The sequence below is a fragment of the Nocardioides sp. genome, assembly GCF_016462705.1.
GTDB lineage: Bacteria > Actinomycetota > Actinomycetes > Propionibacteriales > Nocardioidaceae > Nocardioides.
In genome coordinates this window covers 1-5,022 of record NZ_JAEMSS010000245.1, presented here as the reverse complement: position 1 = coordinate 5,022, position 5,022 = coordinate 1, and the positions used below count along the sequence as shown (strand labels likewise).

General features: G+C 70.4%; 5 protein-coding genes. 1 reads left to right on the top strand and 4 read right to left on the bottom strand.

Annotated elements, in window-relative coordinates; translation table 11 throughout:
* Positions 1 to 152 precede the first annotated feature (152 nt).
* Entirely contained in the window at positions 153 to 326 is a 174-nt protein-coding gene (locus JHD21_RS20530) for a DUF5302 domain-containing protein (RefSeq protein WP_292679164.1), read from the bottom strand.
* Between the two features lie 80 nt (positions 327 to 406).
* On the opposite strand from JHD21_RS20530, the gene JHD21_RS20525 reads away from it, so the two are divergent.
* Positions 407 to 904, top strand: coding sequence for a DUF6174 domain-containing protein (locus JHD21_RS20525; RefSeq protein ID WP_292679162.1), 498 nt, complete (start codon positions 407 to 409; stop codon positions 902 to 904).
* Here the strand turns inward: JHD21_RS20525 and JHD21_RS20520 are convergent.
* The 3 genes from JHD21_RS20520 to JHD21_RS20510 form a co-directional block, all read right to left on the bottom strand.
* Positions 901 to 2,949, bottom strand: coding sequence for an acyltransferase family protein (locus JHD21_RS20520; RefSeq protein WP_365696410.1), 2,049 nt, complete (start codon positions 2,947 to 2,949; stop codon positions 901 to 903). The two genes, JHD21_RS20525 and JHD21_RS20520, sit on opposite strands and share 4 nt — an antisense overlap.
* Before the next feature lie 89 nt (positions 2,950 to 3,038).
* Positions 3,039 to 4,424, bottom strand: coding sequence for a phospholipase D-like domain-containing protein (locus JHD21_RS20515; protein ID WP_292679159.1), 1,386 nt, complete (start codon positions 4,422 to 4,424; stop codon positions 3,039 to 3,041).
* Positions 4,425 to 4,558: 134 nt separating this feature from the next.
* Positions 4,559 to 5,022: acyl-CoA dehydrogenase family protein (locus JHD21_RS20510; RefSeq protein WP_292679157.1), on the bottom strand; the 464-nt coding region annotated here is incomplete at its 5' end.

The window sequence follows — 5,022 nt, the reverse complement described above, 5'->3', positions numbered from 1 at the left end:
ACAGGTGGTCGTCGTACTCGGTGACCGTCTTGCCGGGCCAGTGCTTGTAGGTCGCGCCGACCTCGAACTCCTCGTAGCTGCGTCCGAACTGCATGCACCCCATCCTCCCTGCCCGGGAGGCTCCGGGTCAGCCGGCGCCCGCGTGGGCTATGTCACGAGCCCCCGCCACCGGCCTTCCGGCGATGCATCTTGGGCGCTCCGCCGACCACCTCGGAGCCGTGCGCCTTCTCCGGCGTGGGGCCGTCCTGGTGGACGCCCTTCTCCTTCTTGTTCTTGCGGTCCAGCGCCTCGCGCATCTTGGCCTTGAGGTCCTCGTTGTCGCTCACTCCTCCACCATCGCACCCGATCCGTCCGCAGTCGACCGGGAAACGCGGAGCCGCCGGCGGCGGCGTAGCGTCAGACCGTCATGAAGCGCCTCTCCGTCGCCGCCTCGGCCGCCGTCCTGTCCCTCCTGGTCGCCGCCTGCGGTGACGGCGGGGACGACGTCGCCAGCGACCCCGGGCCCGGCGACACCACGGCGGAGCCCACACCGACGCCCGCCCAGGAGCCCACGGTCGGCACCTACCCGGCCTTCGAGCCCGAGGACTACGCCTACACGCTCGTCGTCGCCTGCTTCTGCGCCGGCGCCGGCACGCCGGTCGACGTCACCGTCCGCGACGGCGAGGTGGTCGAGGCGGTCTACGACGGCGACGGGCGCGGCGCCGAGGACGGCACCCCTGCCGACACGCTGATGTGGCTCACCATCAACGACGTGATCGACGAGGCCAACGACACCGAGGCCGCCTCGGTGCAGGTCGAGTGGCCGGCGGGCCAGGACTACCCGAGCAGCGTCTACGTCGACCAGGACCTCAGCGCGGCCGACGAGGAGCGCGGCTACGAGGTCAGCAACGTGGTCGTGGGCTAACCCAGGCCCAGGGCCCGCGCGAGCGGTCCGGCCAGCGACCTGCCGTACTCCAGCGTCATGTGCCCTCGGTCCCGGTGGGTGATGTAGTCGCCGACCACCACCGGGCACTTGTCGTAGGCGCAGAACCACCGCTTGGGATCGACGTAGTCGACCCCCGTCGCGTCGACGGCGGCCTTGACCGCCCGGCGCATCTGCATCGAGCGTGCCTGCGGGGCCGACAGCCCGTCCTCGAGGGTGGCGCCGCGCTCGGTGATGACCTCGGGGTCGAACTTGAGCCTGGGGACGTCGCCGATCACGACGATCCGGCCGGCGTGCGGGCGGGTCGCCTCGATCCGGTCGACCATGCCCTGCTCGATCAGGCTCGCGATCTCCTGGTTGTCCTTGGTGCGCCGGCCCTGCTCGTCGACGTACTCGAACTGGGTGTCGGTCGACATGAGGACCAGGTCGGGCCGGAGGTCGACGATCTGCTCGTGGGTCCACTCGTGGAAGAAGGTGCAGTCCTCGTCCGGCGCGTCCGTGCGGGGGGTGATCGGCTGTACCAGCGCGGGGGTGCAGCCCTGGAGCACGAAGTAGTAGGCCCGGTAGCCCTGCTGCCGGGCGATCTTGTCCAGTGCGGGGATCCAGTGGCGCATGTGCGAGTCGCCGACCAGCACCATGGTCTTGTCGCCGTCGGGGTCGCCGAGCGGGCAGAGCGGCATCGGGTCCGGGATCCCGAAGTACTCGCACCCGCCGAGGTCCGCGGCGACCGGGTCGTCGGTCTCCACCAGGCTCAGGGCGTCCGGCTTGAGGGGGTGCGGGATCGGCTGGCCGTTCTCGGCGGCCAGGACGGACGCCTCGACGATCGCGACCGCGGGGTCGTCCGAGAAGTCCACCTCCTCGCCGTTCTCCTGGCCGAAGTTCGTCGTCGTGATCGCCGGCTCCGGGTCGTTGAGGTCGCTGACGACCTGGTGGTGCGCCGACCACAGGACCAGGCCGAGCAGCGCGACCGACGCCGGGTAGAGCGCGATCCCGCGCAGCTGCGGCTTGAAGAACGTGGCGGTGCGGAAGGGGTTCTCGACGAACCGGTAGGACAGGTCCGACAGCACCAGCGCACCGGCCGCGACCAGCAGGCCCGACCAGCCCGACGGCGTACGCCAGACCGCGGCCACGAGGATCAGGGCCGGCCAGTGCCAGAGGTAGTAGGAGTACGAGCGGTCACCGACCCAGCGCATCGGTGCGACGCTGAGCAGCCGCTGCGGTCCCCACGACGCGGCCGCGACCCCGCCGCCGAGGAGCAGTGCCGTGCCGACGACGGGCAGCAGGGCGGCGACGCCCGGCACCCGGGTGCCTTCGGTGAAGAGCACCGCGGCGGCACCCACCATGACCAGGCCCGCCCAGGACGCCGCGGCCAGCAGCGCGGCCGGCAGCCTCCCGACCCGCACCAGGGCCGCCGCGACCCCGGCGCCCAGCCCGAGCTCCCAGGCCCGGGCCGGTGTCGAGAAGTACGCCGCCAGGGGCTCGGTGCCGGTCAGCCGCACGCCGTAGGCGAACGACGCGAGGCTGATCACCGCGATGGTGACCACGATCGCGCGCCGGTCGCGGCCGTGGCGCCGGAACAACCACACCAGCAGCAGGACGACCACCGGCCAGACCAGGTAGAACTGCTCCTCCACCGCCAGTGACCAGTAGTGCTGGATCGGCGAGGTCGCGGCGTCCTGCGCCCAGTAGTCGGTCTCGTCCCGGGCGAACTTGATGTTGGCGGCGAAGAACGTCGCCCAGACCGAGTCCTTGAGCAGCCGGACCGCCGTGATGCCGTTGAGGAGGACGTACGACGCCACCGCGGTCACGGCCAGGACCAGCGTCGCGGCCGGGATGATCCGCTTGGCCCGGCGGGCGTAGAACCCGACCAGCGAGATCCGGTGCGTGCGCTGGGCCTCCCCGATCAGGAGGCCGGTGATGAGGAACCCGGAGATGACGAAGAAGACGTCGACGCCGACGAACCCGCCGTGGAACGGGCCGATCCGGGCATGGTCGAGGACCACGAGGAGCACCGCCACGGCCCGCAGGCCCTGGATGTCAGGACGGAAGCCGCGCGCCCGCTCCTCGTGGGACCCGGGGACGGGTAGCGCGGCTCCGCTGACGACCGGGGTCGAGCTCAGTCCAGCTCCAGCCAGTCGGGCAGGACCGGGCCGTTCAGGACGCCGGCCCGGGCCATCGCCTGGCGCGCCTGCTGGTACTGGCGCAGCGCGTTGCGCAGCTTGACCGCGTCCGCCTCCACGTCCTCGCCCTGGTCGAGGACGATCGTGCGGAGCCGGTCGACGTGGGCGGCGTACCGCCGCGCCAGCGCCGGGGCGTCGAAGACCTTGACCCACACCTCGTCCGAGCGGGCGGCGCGGGCGCTCCAGTTGGGCGAGCCCGTCCACACCAGGCTGGCCGCGGTGTTGCCGCCGTAGACGCCCTGGATCGAGACCGACTTCATGTGCAGGTAGCGCTCCGGCACGGCGTCGCCGTCACGGTCCTGGTAGAGGCTGTGGATCGGCACCGGGCCGCGGCCGGCGGGGTTGCGCAGGGTGCGGTTGACGCCCCGACCGAGCAGCGTGGTGACGATCCGGACGTCGCAGCCGCGGTCCCAGAGCGAGCGGACCTTGCGGGCGATGTCCTCGCCGTAGGCGTTGAACCAGCCGGCGACCGCGATCCGGATCTTGGTACGGCCGCCCGTGGCGCCCGGGCCCGTCGCACCGTTGCAGCGCACCCGGCTGAAGGCGTCGGCGACCGGGTTCTCCTCGAACTTCGGGAAGAGGACGACCTCGTAGCGCTTGGACTTGTAGCCGTCGCCGGGCTTCACCTGCGGCCGGTCCTGGCGGTACTGCTCGAAGGTGGCGACGAAGAAGTCGTAGAGGCCCTTGTTGGTGCTGGTGATCTGGTCGTTCCACTGCCGGTTGCGGGCCGCGGTGGTGAGGTTGGTGGACCCGAACATCGACACGTTCTTGGTCTTCCCGACCTTGCTGAACATGAAGATCTTCGAGTGCATGATCTTGGAGTTGCTGCGGCAGGCTCCCTTGCACTTCTTGGCGAAGCTCTTGTCCTTCTCGTTCTGCTTCAGGAACCTGGCCAGCGTCAGGAAGCTGCGGCTGTCGACACTGCCGGCGGTGATCACCTGGACGATCGCCCCGCGCTTCTTCGCGGCGATCAGGTCCTTGGTCAGCCAGGGTGCGTCGTAGTTCCACACGACCAGCCGGATGTACTCGTTCTTGGGGGTGTTGCGGACCGCCAGCACGACCTGGTCCAGGACGTTGCCACGGGCGCCGGGGATCAGCGGGTCGTTGAACGCGACGCCCACCGGCGGCTTGTACTTCGGCTTCTTCTTGGCGGCGGGCGCCGTGATCGCCGCAGCCACGGACACGGGAGCCGTGGCCCCTGCCGGAGCGGTCGTGGACGGGCCGGCCGAGGCCGACAGCGCCGGGCCCCCGAGGAGCACCGCGAGCAGCGGGGCGAGCAGGGTCAGCGTGATCGTGGCCGGGACCACGCGAACAGGACGCATCGAGGGAACACTCCAGAGGTGAGGGAAGACCGTCGGCAAATGTACGACACGGGATCGCGCGTCCATGAAATCGACGCGACCCTTCGGCGGACGTTTTCTACAGCGCTCCGAGGAGCGCCTGCGTTACGGGGCCGCTACTTGAGCTTGTAGTCCTCGAGGAGGCGGCGGCCGATGATCATCCGCTGGATGTCGGCGGTGCCCTCCCCGATGAGCAGCATCGGTGCCTCGCGGTAGAGGCGCTCGATCTCGTACTCCTTGGAGAACCCGTAGCCGCCGTGGATCCGGAAGGAGTCCTCGACGACCTGCGAGCAGTACTCCGAGGCGAGGTACTTCGCCATGCCGGCCTCGAGGTCGTTGCGCTCGCCCTTGTCCTTGATCCGGGCCGCCTTGACCATCATCTGGTGGGCCGCCTCGATCTTGGTGGCCATCTCGGCCAGCCGGAACAGCACCGCCTGGTGCTCGGCGATCTTCTTGCCGAACGTCTCGCGCTGCTGGGCGTAGGCCACCCCGAGCTCGAAGGCCCGGTTGGCCACGCCGCAGCCACGGGCGGCGACGTTGACGCGGCCGACCTCGACGCCGTCCATCATCTGGTAGAAGC

Coding starts and splice junctions, on each gene's coding strand:
- JHD21_RS20515 (WP_292679159.1), bottom strand. CDS start 4,424: ATGCGTCCTGTTCGCGTGGTCCCGGCCACGATCACGCTGACCCTGCTC.
- JHD21_RS20525 (WP_292679162.1), top strand. CDS start 407: ATGAAGCGCCTCTCCGTCGCCGCCTCGGCCGCCGTCCTGTCCCTCCTG.